The 19,698-nt window shown below is 51.9% G+C and carries 25 protein-coding genes and 1 pseudogene; 18 read left to right on the top strand and 8 right to left on the bottom strand.

The window, feature by feature from the left end:
- The 3 genes and pseudogenes from PGS25_RS10015 to PGS25_RS10005 form a co-directional block, all read left to right on the top strand.
- Positions 1-199, top strand: a pseudogene (locus tag PGS25_RS10015) (transposase); the annotation flags it as partial.
- Between the two features lie 4 nt (positions 200-203).
- On the top strand, positions 204-797 hold the full coding sequence (locus PGS25_RS10010) for a hypothetical protein (protein ID WP_270418528.1): 594 nt from the start codon (positions 204-206) through the stop codon (positions 795-797).
- Between the two features lie 158 nt (positions 798-955).
- The gene (locus tag PGS25_RS10005; RefSeq protein ID WP_270418527.1) at positions 956-1,126 is read left to right on the top strand and encodes a helix-turn-helix domain-containing protein; all 171 of its coding nucleotides are present in this window, start codon (positions 956-958) and stop codon (positions 1,124-1,126) included.
- Positions 1,127-1,498: 372 nt separating this feature from the next.
- On the opposite strand, the gene PGS25_RS10000 is transcribed toward PGS25_RS10005, so the two are convergent.
- Positions 1,499-2,335: a MurR/RpiR family transcriptional regulator gene (locus tag PGS25_RS10000; protein ID WP_270418526.1), complete on the bottom strand. Its 837-nt coding sequence runs from the start codon at positions 2,333-2,335 to the stop codon at positions 1,499-1,501.
- Positions 2,336-2,638: 303 nt separating this feature from the next.
- Between PGS25_RS10000 and PGS25_RS09995 the strand changes: the two genes are divergently transcribed.
- The 8 genes from PGS25_RS09995 to PGS25_RS09960 all read left to right on the top strand — a co-directional run bounded on the left by PGS25_RS09995 (position 2,639) and on the right by PGS25_RS09960 (position 9,156).
- Positions 2,639-4,048: an MFS transporter gene (locus tag PGS25_RS09995; RefSeq protein WP_270418525.1), complete on the top strand. Its 1,410-nt coding sequence runs from the start codon at positions 2,639-2,641 to the stop codon at positions 4,046-4,048.
- 154 nt (positions 4,049-4,202) lie between these two features.
- A complete protein-coding gene (locus PGS25_RS09990) occupies positions 4,203-5,246 on the top strand; it encodes an endonuclease/exonuclease/phosphatase family protein (protein ID WP_270418524.1) in 1,044 nt (347 codons plus the stop codon).
- A gap of 89 nt (positions 5,247-5,335) precedes the next feature.
- Positions 5,336-6,061, top strand: coding sequence for an MgtC/SapB family protein (locus PGS25_RS09985; protein WP_118361192.1), 726 nt, complete (start codon positions 5,336-5,338; stop codon positions 6,059-6,061).
- A 13-nt stretch (positions 6,062-6,074) separates the two neighbouring features.
- On the top strand, positions 6,075-6,767 hold the full coding sequence (locus PGS25_RS09980) for an MgtC/SapB family protein (RefSeq protein ID WP_270418523.1): 693 nt from the start codon (positions 6,075-6,077) through the stop codon (positions 6,765-6,767).
- A 274-nt stretch (positions 6,768-7,041) separates the two neighbouring features.
- Positions 7,042-7,329: a DUF960 family protein gene (locus tag PGS25_RS09975; protein WP_270418522.1), complete on the top strand. Its 288-nt coding sequence runs from the start codon at positions 7,042-7,044 to the stop codon at positions 7,327-7,329.
- A gap of 30 nt (positions 7,330-7,359) precedes the next feature.
- Positions 7,360-8,322, top strand: coding sequence for a zinc-binding protein (locus PGS25_RS09970; protein ID WP_270418521.1), 963 nt, complete (start codon positions 7,360-7,362; stop codon positions 8,320-8,322).
- A 2-nt stretch (positions 8,323-8,324) separates the two neighbouring features.
- The gene (locus PGS25_RS09965; RefSeq protein ID WP_270418520.1) at positions 8,325-8,747 is read left to right on the top strand and encodes a class II glutamine amidotransferase; all 423 of its coding nucleotides are present in this window, start codon (positions 8,325-8,327) and stop codon (positions 8,745-8,747) included.
- Positions 8,656-9,156 carry a hypothetical protein gene (locus PGS25_RS09960; RefSeq protein WP_270418519.1) on the top strand — a complete coding sequence of 167 codons (501 nt, stop codon included), beginning with the start codon at positions 8,656-8,658 and terminating at the stop codon, positions 9,154-9,156. The genes PGS25_RS09965 and PGS25_RS09960 overlap by 92 nt, the downstream gene beginning before the upstream one ends.
- A 237-nt stretch (positions 9,157-9,393) precedes the next feature.
- Here PGS25_RS09960 and PGS25_RS09955 read toward each other — a convergent pair whose 3' ends face one another.
- On the bottom strand, positions 9,394-10,056 hold the full coding sequence (locus tag PGS25_RS09955) for an HI0074 family nucleotidyltransferase substrate-binding subunit (RefSeq protein WP_270418517.1): 663 nt from the start codon (positions 10,054-10,056) through the stop codon (positions 9,394-9,396).
- A gap of 55 nt (positions 10,057-10,111) precedes the next feature.
- Here PGS25_RS09955 and PGS25_RS09950 point away from each other — a divergent pair, with 55 nt between their 5' ends.
- Positions 10,112-10,681 carry a recombinase family protein gene (locus PGS25_RS09950; protein ID WP_270418515.1) on the top strand — a complete coding sequence of 190 codons (570 nt, stop codon included), beginning with the start codon at positions 10,112-10,114 and terminating at the stop codon, positions 10,679-10,681.
- Between the two features lie 133 nt (positions 10,682-10,814).
- Here PGS25_RS09950 and PGS25_RS09945 read toward each other — a convergent pair whose 3' ends face one another.
- The 3 genes from PGS25_RS09945 to PGS25_RS09935 form a co-directional block, all read right to left on the bottom strand.
- Entirely contained in the window at positions 10,815-11,900 is a 1,086-nt protein-coding gene (locus tag PGS25_RS09945; protein ID WP_270418513.1) for a HipA protein, read from the bottom strand.
- Positions 11,901-12,369: 469 nt separating this feature from the next.
- Complete coding sequence (locus tag PGS25_RS09940) at positions 12,370-12,756, bottom strand: hypothetical protein (protein WP_270418512.1); 387 nt, start codon at positions 12,754-12,756, stop codon at positions 12,370-12,372.
- 445 nt (positions 12,757-13,201) lie between these two features.
- Positions 13,202-13,525 (bottom strand): hypothetical protein, encoded by a 324-nt coding sequence (locus tag PGS25_RS09935; protein WP_270418511.1) that lies wholly within the window; start codon positions 13,523-13,525, stop codon positions 13,202-13,204.
- Positions 13,526-13,698: 173 nt separating this feature from the next.
- On the opposite strand from PGS25_RS09935, the gene PGS25_RS09930 reads away from it, so the two are divergent.
- The 5 genes from PGS25_RS09930 to spoVAE all read left to right on the top strand — a co-directional run bounded on the left by PGS25_RS09930 (position 13,699) and on the right by spoVAE (position 17,040).
- On the top strand, positions 13,699-14,076 hold the full coding sequence (locus PGS25_RS09930) for a hypothetical protein (protein ID WP_270418509.1): 378 nt from the start codon (positions 13,699-13,701) through the stop codon (positions 14,074-14,076).
- 212 nt (positions 14,077-14,288) lie between these two features.
- A complete protein-coding gene (locus PGS25_RS09925) occupies positions 14,289-14,504 on the top strand; it encodes a DUF6870 family protein (RefSeq protein WP_118480667.1) in 216 nt (71 codons plus the stop codon).
- A 112-nt stretch (positions 14,505-14,616) separates the two neighbouring features.
- Entirely contained in the window at positions 14,617-16,275 is a 1,659-nt protein-coding gene (locus PGS25_RS09920) for a recombinase family protein (protein WP_270418507.1), read from the top strand.
- Complete coding sequence (locus tag PGS25_RS09915; RefSeq protein ID WP_227110006.1) at positions 16,259-16,687, top strand: hypothetical protein; 429 nt, start codon at positions 16,259-16,261, stop codon at positions 16,685-16,687. The genes PGS25_RS09920 and PGS25_RS09915 overlap by 17 nt, the downstream gene beginning before the upstream one ends.
- Entirely contained in the window at positions 16,684-17,040 is a 357-nt protein-coding gene (gene spoVAE / locus PGS25_RS09910) for a stage V sporulation protein AE (protein ID WP_110435916.1), read from the top strand. Before PGS25_RS09915 ends, spoVAE begins: the two co-directional genes overlap by 4 nt.
- A gap of 64 nt (positions 17,041-17,104) precedes the next feature.
- On the opposite strand, the gene PGS25_RS09905 is transcribed toward spoVAE, so the two are convergent.
- On the bottom strand, positions 17,105-17,293 hold the full coding sequence (locus PGS25_RS09905; protein ID WP_118361219.1) for a hypothetical protein: 189 nt from the start codon (positions 17,291-17,293) through the stop codon (positions 17,105-17,107).
- Between the two features lie 416 nt (positions 17,294-17,709).
- Between PGS25_RS09905 and PGS25_RS09900 the strand changes: the two genes are divergently transcribed.
- Entirely contained in the window at positions 17,710-18,381 is a 672-nt protein-coding gene (locus PGS25_RS09900; RefSeq protein WP_118480661.1) for a prepilin-type N-terminal cleavage/methylation domain-containing protein, read from the top strand.
- 44 nt (positions 18,382-18,425) lie between these two features.
- Here the strand turns inward: PGS25_RS09900 and PGS25_RS09895 are convergent, their stop codons facing one another.
- Together PGS25_RS09895 and PGS25_RS09890 are read right to left on the bottom strand one after the other, a co-directional pair.
- The gene (locus PGS25_RS09895; RefSeq protein ID WP_117489259.1) at positions 18,426-18,776 is read right to left on the bottom strand and encodes a cupin domain-containing protein; all 351 of its coding nucleotides are present in this window, start codon (positions 18,774-18,776) and stop codon (positions 18,426-18,428) included.
- An 81-nt stretch (positions 18,777-18,857) separates the two neighbouring features.
- On the bottom strand, positions 18,858-19,679 hold the full coding sequence (locus PGS25_RS09890; RefSeq protein ID WP_270418504.1) for a 4Fe-4S binding protein: 822 nt from the start codon (positions 19,677-19,679) through the stop codon (positions 18,858-18,860).
- Positions 19,680-19,698: the final 19 nt, after the last annotated feature.

Here is a 19,698-nt window from a genome sequence, read left to right as displayed (position 1 = left end):
CTGGGACAAGAAATACCCCAAGATTTCTCAGTCGTGGAGGGATAACTGGGCAAATCTCAGCACTTATTTTAAGTTTCCTCAAGAACTTCGGCGGCTGATCTATACAACCAACACGATCGAAGGCTTCAACCGTCAGCTTAGGAAGGTAACCAAGTCGAAATCCGTGTTTCCGACCGATGACAGCCTTTTCAAAATGCTGCAGCATGAGCCGAAAACCTGTAAACGCTGCACAGTATGCGCTCAGAAACGGAGGAACAGCAGATGATTACGAACGAGTACGGTATTCATACCTTTTCACTAAATTTCAATGCAAATATTCCGAAATTCAGAATATTATCGAACAAAATGAGTGCATTCGTACCGGCAAAGGGAAATCAGGGCTTTCGTCATATTACCAGATGCCGCAGTTCAAGTCCATCGGCGTTGAAATTCACTTAGGGCAATCCATCTCGCATCCGTGCTGGCTGATACTGATTGTTAACCCGTCTTCTCCGCTCGCCAGTACCTATGAACCGACCGCATTATTTCAAGCTGACGAAAAGTCTGTACAGCAGATAAAGCACCGTCTGCGAAATATCCTTGATAAAATCGGCATTGACCGGCGGCTCAAAGGGTTTAAGCTGTCGAGGTGTGATTTGACCTGCAATCTGTATTATGACCGCAAGGCGGATGTTCAAGATCGTTTGGATATTTTCAAGAAATCCTTTCCTATCCCCTATTATAGCGTGATTAAATTCGGTCAATATTCAAATTCCAATGAAAGATTCAAAGGCGCCAATAAGCATTCATCGAGTTAACATACTGGAAATGGAAATGGTTCGGATAAAGGCTTGTTTCAGGGTGTTTGAGTCTGCTTAGACAGCATGATTTGACGTTTGATCGCCAACATTAGAATATAAGCATACATGAATTAAAGTGAAATGCGTTTTTCACCTATGTTAATGGAGGTTTTGCTATGCCGAACGATGAAATCCTGACCGTCAAAGAGACGGCCGCCCGGCTCAAGACCACGCGCCAGCAGGTGCGCAAGATGATCGCAAATGAAGAACTCCCTGCCGTAAAGGTTGGCAGGGAGTGGAGGGTGCTGAAGGCGGGGATTATGGGGTTTTTTGAGGTGAATTTGTAAACATACCTATTGGATCATGTAGCCGTATATTTTCCGCATCAACACATCCAGATAAGGTTTTCTTTCGCGCTGTAGAATATAATTTGATCCTGTGGAAGATGAAGAGTTTGGCTGATATATTTTCGCTGATGTTCCAGATTGGCAATCTGAGCTGCCGTCAGAGATGTGCTATGTCGCGAGATTGGCGCTGCTTTATCGGCGCAGTTAATCGCAATAATCAAACGGGAACATGATACAGGGACAGCATTGACTGAAACAATGCTGGATCGTTAGCATAATCTCTTTGATCCGAGCACAGCACATATACGATACAGATGCAATGATGCAATATATCTTTCAAGCATCAAATTCCACACACAGGATCAAAAATGATCAATCAATGCGAAATGGCAGGAGCACTTCATTCATGCGTTCAATATTCTGTACGACGCTGTCCTTGCGGCGGATAGCGAGACTGACATAAAGCGTGTCGATGAGGGAGAACTGCGCCACGCGCGGCGACACGAAAAGCTGCTCGGGCGAATACAGCTCAAGGCAGATGTCGCTGACCTCTTTGAGCGGCGTATCCGGATAGCCGGTGATGCCGATGGTCGGTGCGCCGCACTCCTTCGCGGTACGCACGGCCGACACGATTTCGCGCGTCTTGCCGGTATGCGAGATGGCGATGACCGCCGTATCCGGGCCGCATTGGCTCGCCTGAATCTGCATCAGGTGCGAATCGGTCAGCGAAACCGCGCGGATGCCGATGCGCATGAGGCGGATGTAGAAATCCTCCGCGATGGTGCCGGACGCGCCGACGCCGAGGATGAGGATATTCTCCGCCCGGTTGAGCACCCCCACCGCCTGCTCGATTTTCCCGAAATCAAGCAGCTGGAGCGCCCGCTCGAGCGTGTCGATATTCCGGCTGAACACGTTCTCCGAAATGGTCGAAATGCTATCGGTTTCGGACAGATCTTCAAAAATCGTGCGCACCGACTTAGGAGAATATTTCGCCAGCAGCAGCTTTACCTCGCTGAAGCCCGCGCAGCCGACGATCTTGCAGAATCGAATAATACTCGACTCCGCGATGTCAAGCTCGGCCGCCATCTGCTGAATGCTGATCGAGGTAATATGTACCGGATCGGCTAAGATATAGTCCGCAATCCGCTTTCCAACCTTGGATAAAGTCGAATACTGCGACTGAATTGCGGCATAAACGTTCTTGTCCATGCAATCACCCTGCACTTCCGCATCATATAGTAATTTTATTGTATCACAAAACATCGACCTTGTGAAGAATGCACAAAATTGAATATTGTTCTTTTTACAATATGATTTATTGAATTTTATTCCGCTCAGTGCTATACTTGTAGATGTTCGGTGGAACGGACTTCCACTGAAAGGGTATAGCGAGAGACGAGTCCGGACAACGTCTCAAAGGCAGACCCACTCCCGATGCGCCCGGCGCACCGGACGGTCTGTATCGCTGCAACTGAAAAGAAAAGAAAAACAAAAAAAGGACTGAGCAAAACCATGGGCAAATCCAGCAACCCGACTTTCGCGGGTGATAAGGAATTTGAGAAGATCCACCTCAAAGAAAAGTTCTCCTACGGCCTCGGCGATGTTGCCTGCAACGTTGTCTACGCCCTGACCACCTCGCTGCTGATTTACTTCTACACCAACGTAGTCGGTATCTCGGCGGCTATGATCGGTACCATCATGCTGTTCTCCCGTTTCTTCGATGGTATTTCCGACGTACTTATCGGTCATCTGGTTGACCGCACGCATTCCAAGCACGGCAAATCCCGTGCATGGATTCTCTGGATGATGATTCCGTACGGCATCGCAGCCATCCTGCTGTTCACCGTTCCGCCCGCAACCCCGATTGTCAAGGGCATCTACGTTTTCATCACCTATAACTTCTGCACCACCGTTGTCTACACCGCACTCAACCTTCCGTATGCAACGCTGGCTACCCTGATGACCCGCGACACCGACCAGCGCGCCGTTGTCAACCTGTTCCGTACCGGTATGTCCGCCCTCGGCAACATGGTCATCACCGCCATTACCTTCCCGCTGGTTACCCGTCTGGGTGACACCCAGCAGGCATGGATCGAGGTTTCCATCCTCTACGCCATCGTTTCCATCATCATGCTGTTCATCTGCTTCAAGAACTGCCACGAGCGCGTCAAGGAAGAGACCAAGACCAAGGACGGCAAGAACGTTCCGCTCTGGATGGGCATCAAGCTCTGCGTCACCAACAAGTACTTCATCATGTTCTTCATGCTCGCTGTGTTCCTGTCCTTCTATGAGGCAGTTACCGGCACCTGCAACGCATACTACGCACAGTACATTCTCGGCAACCGCGACCTGCTCGGCGCACTCGCATCGTTCGAGTCCATTCCGCAGATCGTCACCGTTCTTGTCCTCTCCCCGTTCATCGCCAAGTTCGGCAAGCGCAACGTAGCGCTGATCGGTGCGATCGTCGCCGTTGTCGGCACGGTCTCCCTGTTCATCAACCCGAGCGCCCTCAATCTTGCACTGTTTGCCTGCGTCATGCGCGGCATCGGCAAGGGCTGCTTCCGCGGCGTCAAGTACTCCATGCTCGCTGACGTTATCGAGTACGGCGCATGGAAGAGCGGCATCCGTGTACAGGGCCTGATGGTATCTGCTACCACTGCCGGCCAGAAGTTCGGCTCCGGCATGACGAGCGCGATCTTCGGCGCCCTGATGAGCCTCGTAGGCTTCGCCGGCACCGCAACCATCAATGCCGCACAGTCTCAGATGCTCATCGCCATCTACATCATCGGCAACATCATCGCCTGGGGCGGCATCGGCGTTCTGCTGATCTTCTACAAGCTCGATAAGATCTATCCGCGCATTATCACCGAAATGAAGCAGCGCGAAGCTGCCGAGGCAGCAAAGGCGACCGCAAACGCCTGATTTTCCCCCGCACTCCCTCATTTTTACGCATCATCTTTTTCTTCCCTTATATGGAACAGCCGGCGGAGTCAAGCATTCCTGCCGGCTGCCCCCATATTCTACCGCAAATAAAATTCTGTAAATATCCACCATTTATATGAAAGGCGTGTAACAAATGGAAACCCTGTCCTACGAAAAACGCATCGAACTCGGTAATCTCGTCCCGGCGCTCGGCCAGTTCAAGGTCATGGAAAAAATCCCGCAGTATCAGCAGTGCGAGGTGCACAACCTCGTGGATGCGCCCGCCGAGGTGCCCGAAACGCTGCGCCACGTTGTATTCAACATCGAGCGCGGCCAGACGCTTCACGAAACCATCGACTTTCTCAATATGTGCCCCGACCTAAAAAACATGGACATCATCTACGCCAACGAGCTCGATGACGGCGCGGTCCGCTCGGGCAACTGCAACGTTGCCTACGAAATCGCGAAATCCATCGGCATGAATTACGCCTACGGTCTGGAGTTTATCGAGCTGGTAAATCCCGAGGACAACAAGGGCTTCCACGGTAACGCCCTGTTCTCCCGCTGGCCCATCCGCTGGGCGAAGGTCGTCCATATGCCCGAGCAGTACAACTGGTACTATGACCGTCAGAAGCGTATCGGTGCGCGCGTTGCCATCGTCTGCTCGCTCGACATCGGCGGACGCGAGGTCGGCGCGGTCAGCGTTCATCTGGAGAACCGTGCGGACAGCGAGGGCCGCGAAGCGCAGATGGCAGTCGTATATGATGAGATCAAGCGTTCGTTCACGCCGGACACACCGGTCATGATCGGCGGCGATCTGAACACCAATACGTTCGACGGCAACGACATTCCGGGATTTACCAAGCTGTTCAACGACCCGGAGCGTCTCTCCAAGCACATGGAGCATGTTGAGCAGTACGAGCGCGTTCTGCCGCAGGCGGAGGAAAACGGCTTTTCCTACCGCGAGTTCAGCAGCATCGAGGGCACGCGCCGCAAGCCGATGCCGGGCGGCAAGAGCATGCTGCTCAAGCTGGACTGGCTGATGGCACGCGGCATGGAATGCGTCGATCACGGCACGATTTCGACTGAAACGAAGGACTGCACCTGGGCCGAGCCGGGCAGCGCGCTGGCGAAGTTCACAGGTCCCGAGCTGTCCGACCACAACGCCTGCTGGGCAGACTGTCGATTCGCAAAGTAAATACTGAAATCTATTGTAGAAAGCTGCACACGCTGCATACATATTGGCAGTGTGTGCACTTTTTATCGAGTGAGGAGAACCTACATCAAATGAGTGGAATGATACAATACCTGCGCGAACTTCATTTCGCCTCGGTCGTAGTGCGGCTCGCCCTTGCGATGCTGCTCGGCGGCTGCATCGGTCTGGAGCGCGGACGCAAGCGCCGTCCGGCCGGTTTCCGCACCTATATGCTCGTCTGTCTTGGCGCGGCGCTGACCGTGCTGCTCAGCCTGTACGAATTTACCATGGTGACAGGGCCGTGGTCGGATATTTGCGCAGAGATCGGCATAAAAACCGACGTTTCGCGTTTTGGCGCACAGGTCATCAACGGCATCGGCTTTCTGGGCGCAGGAACCATTCTCGTTACCGGCCGCCAGCAGGTCAAGGGCCTGACCACTGCCGCTGGTCTGTGGGCGTCGGCCTGCACCGGCCTTGCGGTCGGCGCAGGATTTTACGAGTGCGTGCTCATCGCATTCGCGATGATATTTCTCAGCATCCGCCTGTTCCCAATTGTGGATGCGTACATACAGGAGAACGCGCGTGACATCAATCTGTACATGGAGTTCCATTCGCTCGGGGACATCAGTACCATCATCAATCAGCTGAAAGCGCAGAACGTGCAGATCTACGACATCGATATCGAGCGGAACAAAAGTGGCGAGGCGCTGCACCCAAGTGCGATCTTCTCGATCCGCCTCAATGAAAAAATACCGCACACGCAGCTTCTCTCCGATCTGGCGGAGCTGGACTGCCTTTGCGTGATCGAAGAGCTGTAAGGAGTGGACTGCTATGTTATCTGTTTTTGACGGCCTGCGCGACGTGACGACGCTTTCCGTGTTCGTGCGTCTGGCCTGCGCGCTCATCTGCGGCGGCATTATCGGTATCGAGCGCTCGTACAAGCGCCGCCCGGCCGGCTTCCGCACGCACATCCTCATCTGCATCGGCGCGGCCATCACCACGCTGACGAGTCAGTATCTGTATCTGAATATGCACTATTTTACAGATATGGCGCGCCTCGGTGCACAAGTTGTTGCGGGTATTGGCTTCATCGGTGCGGGCACCATCATCGTTACCAAGCGGCAGCGCGTCAAGGGTCTGACCACAGCGGCTGGTCTCTGGACCTCGGCCATCATCGGCCTCACCTTTGGCGGCGGCTTCTACGAGGGCGGCATTCTCGCGACCGCGTTCATCATGCTCGCCGAGCTTGTGTTCTCGCGGCTGGAGTACCGTGTGTTGGAGCACGTTCCCGAGATCAATGTGTATATGGAATATGAGGATAAAACGTGTCTGGACGATGTGCTGCAGCTGTACCGCAGATGTGATGTCAAGGTGCTGAATATCCAGATCACCCGTGCGGCGGAAAACGGTGAGCACAATGCCTGTGCGATCTTCACGCTGCGCCTGCCGCGCAGCTGCACGGTAAACCGTCTGATGACACTGGTCGGCGAGCGTAAAGGCATCGTGTCGGTCGAGGAACTGTAAAACGGCAGAACGCAGAAAGAAGCTGACGAATCTGCGCTTTCAATCGAATGGAATTCGCGTCTTATGTCACAATTTTTCGTCTCTTTTGTAAAAAACGAAGTGTACATCCCCACTTTTACAAAGATTACACAAAAATGAATTTCTCTATTTAATACGCGTTGCAGTGCGAGAACTTTTTTCTGTTTTTCCTTCATTTTCAACTATATATTATAGATGTAGAAGCTCCTGAGATATTCTCAGGAGCTTATTTTTTGTCAAAAAGGAGGAAGCAAAGATGTTCAACAATCAAAAATTTCTGACGTGCGGCGTGATGGCTGAGATTCCCTCATGGCTGGCCAACCTGATGTGGTACATGGTCTTGACGATGGAGGTTGAGAAAAAGGACTATTTGCAGGTATTCACGCTGACGAAATTGCCGACCGGTCAGCACATTATCCATGAGCAGGAGCAGCAGCCGTACCGATACAGGCTCGATGTATCGTGTGACGATGCTGTAGATACGAAGGTGTTCGTCATCGACAATTTGACGCATTCTACTATGCTGTTTTCCGAAGAATATTAAGATTTACTATACGAAACGGAGGAACAGACAATGAAAGAAACAAGAATTTGTGCAAACTGCGGTGCAGAATACCCGATAGATGAAATGTTTCAAGTGGGAAATGACTGGCTCTGCGATGACTGCGACCGCATTATTCATCACGACCGCGCGTACTGGGACGGAGATGACAACGCCTACTGCGCATCCTGCTGGGACGAACATTGCTCCGTTATCCATGAATACAGCTACACGCCCGACCTCGTTTTCCACGGCAAGGGCCTGCGGCACTTTGGTGTTGAGCTCGAAATCGATGACGGTGGCACGGTAAACAGCAACGCGGAGAAGCTGCTCGACATCGCGAACAAGGACGCAGAAAATCTCTACATCAAGACAGACGGCAGCCTGGACGAAGGCTTGGAACTCGTAACGCATCCGATGACGCTCGAATACCATTTGAACGAAATGCCGTGGGCGGAAGTTCTCCGCAAGGCGCAGAGCATGGGCTATCTCAGTCATGCGGCAGGCACTTGTGGCCTGCACGTTCACATCTCGCGTCTGGCGTTTGGCTGTACTTACGAACAGCAGGAAGCCGCGATTGCCCGTTTGCTCTACTTTGTCGAGAAATTCTGGGCAGAACTGCTGCGGTTCTGCCGCCGCACGCAGAGCCAGATGAATCGCTGGGCAGTGCGGTACGGCATTCGCCTCACGCCGACCGACCAGATGAGCCACGCGAAGAACTCCTGTGCCGGACGCTACACCGCCGTCAACCTCACAAACTCAGACACCGTGGAAATCAGAATGTTTCGCGGCACACTCAAACTGAACACGCTCAAGGCGACTTTGCAGATGGTGAACCACCTCTGTGAAGTCGCTGTTTCTTTGTCCGACAGTGAAGTGCAGGACCTGAGCTGGTTCGATTTTCTGGATATGGTGCACGAACCGGAGCTGATTCAGTACCTCAAGGAGCGCCGTCTGTACGTTAATGAACCTGTATCTGCAAGCGAGGAGGAATGAGTATGTGCAGTTTGTTTGGCCTAATCGACTTCAAGGGGTGTCTTAGTACGCATACGAAGAACAAAATCTTGAACACCTTAGCGCGTGAGTGTCAGGTTCGTGGCACGGATGCGACCGGTATCGCCTACAACTTCAACGACCGATTGCGGATTTATAAGCGCCCGATTCCTGCTCGAAAAATGAAAATCCACATTCCGCACGGTGTAAACGTGGTCATGGGGCATACCCACATGACAACACAAGGCAATGCGCAGTTTAACCAGAATAATCACCCGTTCCTTGGTCACGTTGACGGCAACAGCTTTGCTCTCGCGCATAACGGCGTGCTCTGGAATGACAAAGACCTGCGGATGGACGAAAACCTTCCTCAGACGAGCGTCGAATCTGGACAAGGACAACTCCATCTGGTTTGTCGTCGGAAATAACCCGTTGTGCGTGATGTTCTATGATGGCTTTCTGATTTACGCCTCCACACAGGAAATTCTCTGCAAGACCATCAAAAAGCTACATCTGAAAGCGCCCACCGACATTCCGGAACCGAAGGAGGGCGAGATCATGAAAATTGCTCACACCGGCCGTATCACTACAGGCACCTTCACACCGCACACGACGTTCGAGCACTGGTGGCGCAAATATCCCTTCTATCGCAGCTATTATGAGGACACGCCGACAGGCTATGATGACCTGTTTAGCGTGGCGAAGGTATTCGGCGTAACCGCCGATGAGGTGCAATCACTTCTCGATTACGGCTGCTCGGAGGAGGAAATCGAGGAAATGCTCTACAATCCTACTCTGCTGCACGAAATGACTGGTGAACTGCTATATGCGTACTGATTAGGAGGTGATTTTATGGACGCAGTAAAAGTCGTTCTCGGCGTGATGACGGTCATCGGCCTGCTGGCTGATCTGCTGTCAGACGATGACTGAACGCAAAAGTACCGGCTCACGCGAACCGGTACTTTTTTGAGTCTTTCATTTGGGTATACCCATCTAAAACAACGAAAAGCTATGTCAATAGGGTCGGTTTCGGACTTTTGAAATATGTCAAAATATGCGGCGACCCTATTGCACTTAACCACGTTTCAACTGCTCAATAAGATTATCAAACAGCGACACAAACTCGCTCTCAATCTGAGAGTAAATTTCTTGTGCGGTTGCATCATCATAAAGGTGCGAGGTCTGGTTGCGAGCATTCAGCAGTGCAATCCACGCCTGTTCATCGTCAATCAGGCCATACGAGAACGCCTTACGCATCGTTGCTTTCAGACTGTTCAGTTCAGTAAAGCCTTGGTCGAGCAAAAACTCGCGTGTGGTTTTCCACGCCAGCTCGCAGGTGAACTCAAAGCGCTGGATTACACCGTCGCGAATGATTTTAGCCGGATTCTCTTGATACGCTTGCACACCCTCGCGTAAGCGTTCAACAGCATTGGTGAGATTTTCGAATTTCGTATTGTAACGGTCCAGCAAGCAAATCCCGTCCTTCTCTATATTTTGAAGCAATGCGGCATCGGTGTGTTCGCTGACAAACACCAAATCAATCGAATACAGCGAGTCCAGATCATTTTCCACTGCATCGCTGAATAGTGTACGCTGTTGCGGCGTGCAGCCCCATACCGCGAAATCATAATCACTGCGGGCGTGATGATCGCCGCGGGCACGCGAACCGAATAATACCAGTTTCGGCACTCTACAACGGTGCGCTAACTGTTTTACCTGTTCAATTGTCTTATCCATCAGCGCCACCGTCCTTATTATTTTCATGATACCATACTTAAAGGAGAGATACACCATGAAAATCGGCTATATCCGCATCAGTACCGAGGACCAGAATACTGCACGTCAGGAAGTCCTGCTGCACGATCTCGGCGTTGACGAGGTTTTCATCGACAAGGCCAGCGGCAAGAATGCCGATCGGCCAGAACTCACCCATATGATGGAGTACGTCCGCCGCGGCGATACCGTGATTGTCGAGTCGATCAGTCGTTTTGCCCGTAACACACGAGACCTGCTTGATCTTGTGGAACGACTGACCGAGCAAGAAGTCGAGTTTGTCAGCCGCAAAGAGGCTATCGACACCACCACACCTACCGGCAAGTCTATGCTGACAGTGTTTGCGGCGGTCACAGAACTAGAGCGCGAGTACATCCTCCAGCGTCAGTGCGAAGGAATTACTATCGCGAAAGAACAGGGCAAGTACACCGGTTGCAAGCCACTGCCGTTGCCGGACAATTTCGAGCGAGTGGTTGCACGCTGGCGTACCGGCGAGATCACCGCGACCGAGGCCATGCGGCAGACCGGATTGAAGCCGAATACGTTTTACCGGCGGTGTGCGAAATCGAAACAAACCGCAAACAACTAAGATTCCATTGTATACTTTAGTTACCGCTATACCTTAAACATTAACCGCCGAACCTCAAAACAGCACGAGGTTCGGCGGATTTGTTTTTTTGTATTCAATCCATGCTTCCGACAAGACCTAAGGCAAAGCCCTGTCATGCCAGAATCGCTCTTCTCTGTTGCTCCACAATTTCAGACAGCCGGTTCAGCCGTTCCTCCTGCAGTTCGATGTCCGAATGCAGCATGAAGCGGAAGCCGTCCAGATTTTTCAGCTCCTGCCGGATTTCATCGGTCAGCATGCCGCGTGCCGTCTTGATAAAATCCACGCCGATACGCGGACGGCACTTGCCGATGTACCAGTCCGGATTGGCCAGCTGATCTTCGTCCAGATCGAACAGCAGACTGCAGTTGTGGTCAAAGACCGGCGCAGGCTTCTTAATTTCCATCGTCTGATTGTCGAACAGGAAACCGAAATTGCCGAGGTGGCGATCGGTATTCAAAATCAGTGCATCGAGCACGAACATGCGCCGAAGCACATCCTCAGCTCCGAACTTTTCATACAATTTCAGCAGTCCCGATACACTATTCGGGCGGTCGGGAAAGTCACTGATTTTGATGAGTCCGGCCTGCTCATCGGTAAACAGACGGCACTTGGATATCAGTCGATGATGGTAGAAATCCAGGTCGTAATCCACAGCCTGTGGACAAATCTGTGCCGCAATCTGGCACGCAAGGAATTCGGACAGCGGCTCGATTTCATAGGTGTCGCTGCCGCCCTTGTAGAGGTAAATTCCGTCCGGTTCACGCACCCAGCATTTTGCGTAATAGCCGTCCGTGCCGAACTCCGGCGAGGTGGAGAACAGGGACTCTCCGCTGATCACGCCGCTGAAAGCCGCCTGCGCGATGAGAGCATCAAACTCGTTTCGATATAGGGAAACCTTGTCCCAGCCGAGCGTTTCCGACTCTTCTTTCACCCAAAACGTATCGTTGAGCGACAGCGCATGCGTCACACGAAGAAAGCCCTCCAGACCGATGCAGCCGTACTGCTCCAGAAGCTGCTCAATGTGCTTGCGGTGCTTGGGTGCTTTACGCTTCTCAAGCCACGCCGTCAGCGATTGTAGACCGAGCGGGCGCAGCTCGGTGTACCACTCCTGCAGAACCGCGCTTTCCTCTCCAAATTCGTCCTGTATACAGGAGAACAATGCCCACGGCTCGTCTTTATTCATTAAGATGTATCGCATAAGGCGCCCTCCTTTCGCACTTTGGTGAGGTAATTATAGCATATTGAACACAGAATGGCAAAAGTAGCATAGCATCCGCCAGAACTACAATGTAATTGATAAATTGTGCCACTCCGCAAAAAAACTGTTTTCCTTATCAAGAACGAGGATGGCGATCTTGGTGTCATAGATTCATTCTCCGTGCGTAGCCGCTGAACTTCTGCTAGCAGATCTTCTGCGTCCTCTGCGCTCTATGGCAAATGCCTCCGGCCCTTTACTGCAAATCGTCTCGCTGTTTCGCAGTAACTCAACTTTTCTTTCATCATGTTTTGCACGACCAGTTTCTTAAGGCAATACCGCATAATTGAACAAGAGCGATTTGCGAATAAATTTTGCGTACTGATGAGGCGCGGTTTCGCAGCAATACTTGCCGTATTGCAAGAAATCGCAACAAAATCAGAATACAAAATTTCCGCAAAGCGCCGCTGCTTTAATTGTGCGGTGTTGCCTTAAATTCTGGCGTGTCCCGTTTGTTCATTTTTTCCTCTTGGCATAATAAATCACTCCATCTGGTTAGATAGTATATCATACTGTCTAACAAATGGGGGCAGTTCAACATATGTCCCCCTTCTTTCTCATTCCTCTGCTGCAGTAAATCTGATTCATCGTTGGGTTTTCGATTAAGATCAGCAAGCAGATAATCTATAGCACTCCGAGGCGTAAAAGAACGCAGAATATCGTTTTTTAGGCATGGACGCATTTCCTTAACAGTTTCCCATTTGATATCCTCGAACATTTCTTCTCTATCTTCGTCTTCATCTTTTCGGCAATTATTTGTAAACTTATGAACCAGCTTTTTGTAATGTTCAGGCAGCACCCGTTCCTTCCCATACAGCGGGTAATACGGTGCTGAATGAAAGAGTAACAATCTTTTCGAGTGTAAAATACAGTTCTTTATACAGAACCAGATGTTTTACCAGTACATCCTCTACTCTCTCCAGCAAGTGCTCTGACGCTTCACTTATGACAAAAGTTTCATACACATTATCTATTAAAGAGTACTTCAGCAGTTCCTCTTTATCGTGCTTATTCCCGTCTCCCTTAACTTTATATATGGCATTTAATACGAACAGCAATGGCAGTGCAGGGTAAATATATGGTGTCGAAAAAACTGCGTTACACCTTGTCTTACTGCAAACTGTTCTCTTCTTTACAGGCACACCTTTATACAGTAGTTCGTTATCAAATCGCCGATAGCAATTATTGATATCCTCCGTAATTTTCTTTATTAGGTTTTCTTTTCCATTATCCTCATAGTCATGCTATTTATCGCTCGTCTCTGAACGGCTCAGCAGATGCACCATATTACTGATCACCTGAAACAAGTAATCATTTTCATCACGAATTTTAAACAGCGGTTTGTAAGACTTCATGTCAGCTTCATCATCATAGCTACGCATGTTAATTTTTGTAATATCTTCTTCAGTCCCCCAAAAAACAAGTCTCGTATAGAGAAACTGAAGCTCATCCGAGCTCAAGTCTTCTCTTTTTCCGGACTCAGTCAGAAAATCTGTAAGAATACGGAAATTCCTATCTTTGTACCCAGGAATATTGCTGTTTTCAACGAATTCCGCAAATTCAGTCATCTGCTGTTCAATCTTATGCCGAAGTTTTTCTTTGACAAATTAGCATTTTCAAAATCAAATGCGCTATTACAGAACTTCTCAAACACTATAACCACTGGGCCACTCCACCGCACGATGACAAGAAGGGTAAAACCGGCAAGACCGATCATCGCGACTGCACCGCCGGAATTGCCTTGACAGCCGAGTTCGTGTTGGACGGCGTTTCCGAACTCACGCGAAGCATTTTCGTGTACCTCGGTAAGCCGCTCAATCTGACCGATGACGTCTGCCCGACTCTGATTGGAGCAGCCCTCGAGGAGTTCGCTAACTGGTTCGCGGACAACTACGAACATGCAATTGCGCTGCTGCATCAGATTGCCGACAAGCCGGACATCCTGTCCCATCTGTGGGTCGATGGCTCGGATGAGTTCGCTGATCTACTCACGCGCGAACGCCGTATCCAGGCCAATCTCGCTCTGCTTCGGTGGTCTTTCTTATGCATGGTCGAGATGATCAAAGAGCGCATGGAGTTACCTTCCAGCAATGAGCATGCGCTCTACGAAAAATTTTAGGAGGCCATTCACTGCTCTGTCCGCAAGCAGGTGGAGGAATTCCCCTATTTTTAGTATAGCCCCTGCGGCATCGAGCCGCAATACAGGCGCGGTTCCGCAGGTGTCTGATACGGCGAAATCCGGTTATCCCGAACTGTCGTATATATAGTATAACAATGGAAAGAATATACAATACACCCACCATCTACACAAACCAAAGGAGGTCAACCCTTATGTTCAAGCCCACACCCACCTGTCCCCTGCCCGACATCCGCGAGGCACGCATCGACCCGACCCTGCCGGTGAACGAGCGCCTGCGCCTGTTCGCCTCGTCTGTCAGCGACCCACACCGCTTCCGCGTAGGCGACACTGCGGTTGAGGTGCTGTTTGATGACGGCGCACCCAGTCTGCAATCCTGCCTGACCAACCTGTGCAAGCGGCTCCAGTGATGGTAAAAGCCGGATAACCGAAGCGAAGCCTTGCGGCACGCCGTGTGCTGTGATACACTATACGTGCAAAACACAGCCTGCGGCGTGCCGTCCGTTTTTTAGGAGGCACTCAATGGCACGAAAAAGTAAATACGAACCCCAAAAGTTATCCACAGTCCTGTGGAAACCCGCGCTCTATATCCGTCTTTCCCGCGAGGACGGCGACAGCGAGGAAAGCAACAGCATCATCAGTCAGCGCGAGCTGCTGACCGAGTTTGCAGATACGCAAACCGACATGACCGCGTCCCGGCTGTACGTTGATGACGGCTATACCGGCACCGACTTCGACCGGCCGGATTTCCGGCGCATGATGCACGACCTGCGCGCCGGCATCGTCAACTGCGTGATCGTCAAGGATCTGTCCCGACTGGGACGCAACTACGTCAAGGTCGGCGAGTACCTTGAGCACACGTTTCCGCTGCTGAACGTGCGGTTCATCGCGCTGAGCGAGCGCATCGACAGCGTTGCCGACCCGCGCTCGGCGGACAGCCTGATCGTGCCGTTCCGCAACATCCTCAATGACGAGTACGCGCACGATATCTCCAATAAAGTCCGCGCTTCGCTCGATCTCAAGCGCCGACAGGGCAAATTTATCGGCTCATTTGCGTCCTACGGCTACCGCAAAGACCCGAACGACCACAGCCGGCTGCTGATTGACGAGCCGGCTGCCGCCGTTGTCCGCGATATTTTCAACTGGTTTCTCGCCGGAACAAGCGTACTCGGTATTGCCAAAAAGCTGAATGCTGAGGGCATTCCGAATCCATCTGCCTACAAACGGCAGCAGGGCATGAACTACCGCCATCCGGCCTCGGACAAGCTGGACGATCTGTGGCCGGACAGTTCGGTTCGCCGTATCCTGCGCAATCCTCTCTATACCGGCACTATGGTGCAGGGCAAAAACCGCACGAAAAGCTACAAGCTGCATGTCAGCGAGGCCGTGCCCGAGGAGGACTGGATCACTGTCGAGCAGACACACGAGGCTATCATCTCAAGCGAGCTGTTCGCCAAAGCGCAATCCCTGTTCGCCCGTGATACGCGCACCTCACCAACACAGCCCAAAGTCTACCTGTTCTCCGGTTTTCTTCGCTGCGCGGACTGCGGCAAGGCAATGAACCGAAAGCTGATTTCCCAGCCGCATCGCGACTATTACTACTATATCTGCTCGACGTTCAAAAAGCAGCACAGCGGCGCCTGCACGAAGCATACCATCCGCAGCGACCGGCTGGAGCAGGCTGTATTGGAAACGCTCCGTCACCAGATTGCTCTGGCGGTCGAGATGGATGAGCTGATTGCCGAGATAAACCGCAGCGGCACGCGAAACCGTTCCGTTAAGCCTCTGCTTGACGAGCGGGCACAGCTTGAAACCGAGCGCGAACGCATCGAGCAGATGAAGCTGTCCCTGTATCCGGACTGGAAAGCCGGAGATATTTCGCGTGAGGAATACCATCGGCTGAAAGAGCAGTTTGAGCAGCAGCAGGCCAAACTGGACACACGTCTTGCGTCCCTGCAAGCGCGCATCGACGAGACGCAGAACGGCGTAGATGAAACCAACTCGTTCCTGTCGCAGTTCGTCAAATACCGCAATCTGCAAACGCTGACACGCGAGGCCGTTGTCGAACTGATCGACATGATTTATGTACACGAAGGCGGTAAAATCACAATAAAATTCAAATTTTCGGATGCCTATGCGGCAGCACAGGACTATATCCGCAAGCATGGAAAGACCGCATAGTCCTAAAATATCATCTTCCCCCGCTGCTGCCGACACCCTTTCCGCACTGCTGGAGGATCTCGGCGCACAGCCGCGGGACTTTGACTGCATCGTTACCGGCGACCTCGGTCACATCGGTGCGGATCTGCTGCTGACGCTGCTGCGCGGTGACAGCATCGACCTGTCCCCTGTCTACTCGGACTGCGGCAGCCTGATTTTTGGTGACGAGCAGGACGCGCATGCAGGCGGCTCGGGCTGCGGCTGCTCAGCGGCAGTTCTCTGCGGACCGCTGCTGCGCGATATGCATCGCGGCAAAATCCACCGGCTGGTGTTTGCGGGCACGGGTGCGATGATGAGTCCGACCTCGGTGCAGCAGGGACAGCCGATTGCAGGTATCTGCCACGCCGTCGTGTTGGAAAGGAGCGAAGCATGAACTACCTGAACGCTTTCTGGGTCGGCGGACTGATCTGTGCGCTGTGTCAGGTGCTGATTGACAAAACCAAGCTGACACCGGCGCGTATTCTCGTTTCGCTGGTGGTGCTCGGTGTTATCCTGCAGGGGCTCGGCTGGTATCAGGCAGTCGTGGACTACGCAGGTGCAGGCGCGACTGTGCCACTGCTCGGCTTCGGATACTCGCTGGCAAAAGGCGTTGCCAAAGCAGTTGCGGAAAGCGGCCTGCTCGGCGTGTTCACCGGCGGCGTGACCGGTGCGGCAGGCGGCATTGCCGCCGCGATCGTGTTCGGCTGTCTGTTCGCGCTGCTGTCCAGACCGCAATCGAAGTCGTAAAAAATAACACTCCCGCTCGGAATCCACCTTCCAAGCGGGAGCATTTTTGCAGCCAATTCTTTCTTTATCCGATTACGCAGATCACGGTCATTATCATGGCGCATACCACCGCAGCCGCGCTGACAGTGCGTACCTTGCTTACCGCGCCATCGGCCTGCTGCCGGTCTTCACCCAACAGCCATGCCGGTCGGAAATAGAACAAGATACCGAGAACGAACAATACGCCTATGCTGACCCAGTCATAGATTTGCATTTTCAATGCCCCATTTCTTCATTTCCGTAACCCAATACTCTCTCTTCATTTCTCTCTCCTGCTTCCGTCTGCCGAAAGCTGCGGCACTAACCGACCGGCTGCAATCCGTCGGTATCTGCCGCTCGCGCACCTGCGTCTGTATACGCGGTGCAAACCTGCTCATCGCCTGTCTCTGCAGGTGATTCTTTTTTATCAGGTTGATATTATTTTATCACATCCCGCTGAAAATCTCAATGTTTCTGCGGCTTTACAAAACACTTTCTCCAATTTAACCAATTTCTTTTTTATGTTTTTGGCAAGAACCCTTTATTTTTGTGCACTTTATCTGTATCTATCTCCTTGCTTTATTGCATATTTTCGAGTATACTAGGAAAGACGAACTTTATCCCGCAATTGGGAAGGAGGAACTTTTTCAAATGCTGTACTCCAAAAACAAAAAACGCGGCTTCACGCTCGTGGAGCTGATCGTTGTGCTGGTCATTCTGGCGATCCTAGCGGCGCTGCTCATTCCGGCACTGACAGGATATATTGATAAGGCGAAAAAAGATCAGGTCATCGCGGAAACCCGCATGCTGCATGAGGCCGTGCAGACGGAGATGTCCGAACTATATGGTTCTTCAAATTGGAAACTTAATTCCTACACCACACTTGCAAACAGTACAGGTACAGTAATTGGTAACAATTCTAATGGTAATCCTAATAGTTATGATTTGAAAGCCAACTACGATAAAATTGCAAAACTTTCCGAAGTACCTTGTCTGCAGAAAGGCGGTTCTGGACAATTTCTCGTTCTTATCAATAGTAAGGCACAAATCCACGCGATTATTTATCACTCCGACCGTGGCTATCTCGGTCTTTACTTTAGTGATACCAACCAATATAGTGCCTATAAAATTGGCGAAACCGCTGAAGGCGGTAAAATAAGTGATAACATGTTCCGTTCTTATTATAGTTCGGTTTATTATAATGCCGCCGTTGATGCCGTGCCCGACTCCAACGGCAATTACAACGACAAGAACTATTATTGGTGGTCTTGCACCGGCATCCGCGGTATGCTGAACATCAGCGAACTTGTTTTCCCATCATAACAAAATCCCCGCCACTCGGCGGGGATTTCTTTTACCATATGATATTATGCCTCAAACCCATCCGGGAACACAACGGTCAGCACCCACTTGAACGCCTCTTCGCCGTAAACGGCGTGCGGCACCTTGGCGGGCATGACCAGCGTTTCGCCAGCCTTGACGATATGCGGCACACCGCCGACCGTAAAGCGTCCGGTGCCCTCGAGCACGGTCACCATTGCGTCGCCGGTGGAGTCGTGCGTGCCGATCTCCTCGCCCTTGTCAAACGCGAACAGCGTAATGCTGACCGCCTTGTTCTGCGCCAGTGTCTTGCTGACCACCTGTCCCGACTGAACGGAAACCAGCTCGGCGAGCCTTACAACGCTCTCGTGGTCGATATTGCGGATGAACTTGTCCATAGCTTCTCCTCTTTCCTGTCGTTTGCTTTATGCGGACAGTATACCACGCCAAGCCGCCGATTTCTGTTGTCCGCACAACATTTACAGAAAAATCGAATTTTCCTTGCGCGCTTCAGTCTGGAATTGCTCGAGCATAGCGGTGTGCGACAGAAAATCCGGATCATCAAATTTCTTTGCACCGCTCGGGCAGTAGGTCGTGCAGGCACAGCATTTAATACAGGTGCCCGGAATATTAGACGGGTCATTCGGGTCAATCGCACCCATCGGGCAGATTTCCGCGCACAGACCGCAGTGCTCACACAGCATCATCATCGTGCTCGGCTTGGCCTTCAGGAACTTTGCGGGCGTTTTGTCGGTCTTGAGCGGCGTGTAGTAGGCTGCCTGCGCGTTACCCGGTACCTTCGGCGGCTTGATCTCTCCCTCGCTTCTCAGCTTGAGCGCCGCACCCTGAGCCAGCATACGCAGCTCACTGAGGTCAGCCGCGTCCGGACGGTCTGCCGCCAGCTTGTCCGAGAATACATGTCGGCACAAAAAAGCGCCGCCTGCCGCCGGTTTGAAGTTGTTTTTTGTCAGCAGCTCGCACATTTCGGCAAGCGCGTTGTCATATGCTCTGCCGCCGTAGGTGACAAGCGCCACCGCCGGTGTACCCTCACCGTGCAGGCAGCGAGCAAAGTCCGGCAAAATCTTGTTCGGCAGCCGACCGGCATACACCGGACAGCCGAATACCACCAACTCATCCGGGGCAAACTGATACTCCTGCGCACGGTCAGACGGCGTGTTGAGTGATATGTACCGGCACTCTGCCTTAAACAGACGCGCCAGTTCATCCGCCGTTGTTTCAACAACGGTCTTTGTGCTTCCTGCCGGACTGAAATACACACCCGTAACTTTTTTGATATCCATATTCTTTTCGCCCTCCGTC

The sequence above is a fragment of the Butyricicoccus sp. AM78-15b2TA genome (genome assembly GCF_027665985.1).
GTDB classification, from domain to species: Bacteria; Bacillota; Clostridia; order Oscillospirales; family Butyricicoccaceae; genus Agathobaculum; species Agathobaculum butyriciproducens.
The sequence above is the reverse complement of the archived record's forward strand: the minus strand, read 5'-3'. Positions and strand labels throughout refer to the sequence as shown.

Bases quoted from the DNA above. Each gene is read 5' to 3' on its own strand.
- PGS25_RS10010 (WP_270418528.1), top strand. From the start codon at position 204: ATGAGCCGAAAACCTGTAAACGCTGCACAGTATGCGCTCAGAAACGGA.
- PGS25_RS10005 (WP_270418527.1), top strand. From the start codon at position 956: ATGCCGAACGATGAAATCCTGACCGTCAAAGAGACGGCCGCCCGGCTC.
- PGS25_RS10000 (WP_270418526.1), bottom strand. From the start codon at position 2,335: ATGGACAAGAACGTTTATGCCGCAATTCAGTCGCAGTATTCGACTTTA.
- PGS25_RS09995 (WP_270418525.1), top strand. From the start codon at position 2,639: ATGGGCAAATCCAGCAACCCGACTTTCGCGGGTGATAAGGAATTTGAG.
- PGS25_RS09990 (WP_270418524.1), top strand. From the start codon at position 4,203: ATGGAAACCCTGTCCTACGAAAAACGCATCGAACTCGGTAATCTCGTC.
- PGS25_RS09985 (WP_118361192.1), top strand. From the start codon at position 5,336: ATGAGTGGAATGATACAATACCTGCGCGAACTTCATTTCGCCTCGGTC.
- PGS25_RS09980 (WP_270418523.1), top strand. From the start codon at position 6,075: ATGTTATCTGTTTTTGACGGCCTGCGCGACGTGACGACGCTTTCCGTG.
- PGS25_RS09975 (WP_270418522.1), top strand. From the start codon at position 7,042: ATGTTCAACAATCAAAAATTTCTGACGTGCGGCGTGATGGCTGAGATT.
- PGS25_RS09970 (WP_270418521.1), top strand. From the start codon at position 7,360: ATGAAAGAAACAAGAATTTGTGCAAACTGCGGTGCAGAATACCCGATA.
- PGS25_RS09965 (WP_270418520.1), top strand. From the start codon at position 8,325: ATGTGCAGTTTGTTTGGCCTAATCGACTTCAAGGGGTGTCTTAGTACG.
- PGS25_RS09960 (WP_270418519.1), top strand. From the start codon at position 8,656: ATGACAAAGACCTGCGGATGGACGAAAACCTTCCTCAGACGAGCGTCG.
- PGS25_RS09955 (WP_270418517.1), bottom strand. From the start codon at position 10,056: ATGGATAAGACAATTGAACAGGTAAAACAGTTAGCGCACCGTTGTAGA.
- PGS25_RS09950 (WP_270418515.1), top strand. From the start codon at position 10,112: ATGAAAATCGGCTATATCCGCATCAGTACCGAGGACCAGAATACTGCA.
- PGS25_RS09945 (WP_270418513.1), bottom strand. From the start codon at position 11,900: ATGCGATACATCTTAATGAATAAAGACGAGCCGTGGGCATTGTTCTCC.
- PGS25_RS09935 (WP_270418511.1), bottom strand. From the start codon at position 13,525: ATGACTGAATTTGCGGAATTCGTTGAAAACAGCAATATTCCTGGGTAC.
- PGS25_RS09925 (WP_118480667.1), top strand. From the start codon at position 14,289: ATGTTCAAGCCCACACCCACCTGTCCCCTGCCCGACATCCGCGAGGCA.
- PGS25_RS09920 (WP_270418507.1), top strand. From the start codon at position 14,617: ATGGCACGAAAAAGTAAATACGAACCCCAAAAGTTATCCACAGTCCTG.
- PGS25_RS09915 (WP_227110006.1), top strand. From the start codon at position 16,259: ATGGAAAGACCGCATAGTCCTAAAATATCATCTTCCCCCGCTGCTGCC.
- spoVAE (WP_110435916.1), top strand. From the start codon at position 16,684: ATGAACTACCTGAACGCTTTCTGGGTCGGCGGACTGATCTGTGCGCTG.
- PGS25_RS09905 (WP_118361219.1), bottom strand. From the start codon at position 17,293: ATGCAAATCTATGACTGGGTCAGCATAGGCGTATTGTTCGTTCTCGGT.
- PGS25_RS09900 (WP_118480661.1), top strand. From the start codon at position 17,710: ATGCTGTACTCCAAAAACAAAAAACGCGGCTTCACGCTCGTGGAGCTG.
- PGS25_RS09895 (WP_117489259.1), bottom strand. From the start codon at position 18,776: ATGGACAAGTTCATCCGCAATATCGACCACGAGAGCGTTGTAAGGCTC.
- PGS25_RS09890 (WP_270418504.1), bottom strand. From the start codon at position 19,679: ATGGATATCAAAAAAGTTACGGGTGTGTATTTCAGTCCGGCAGGAAGC.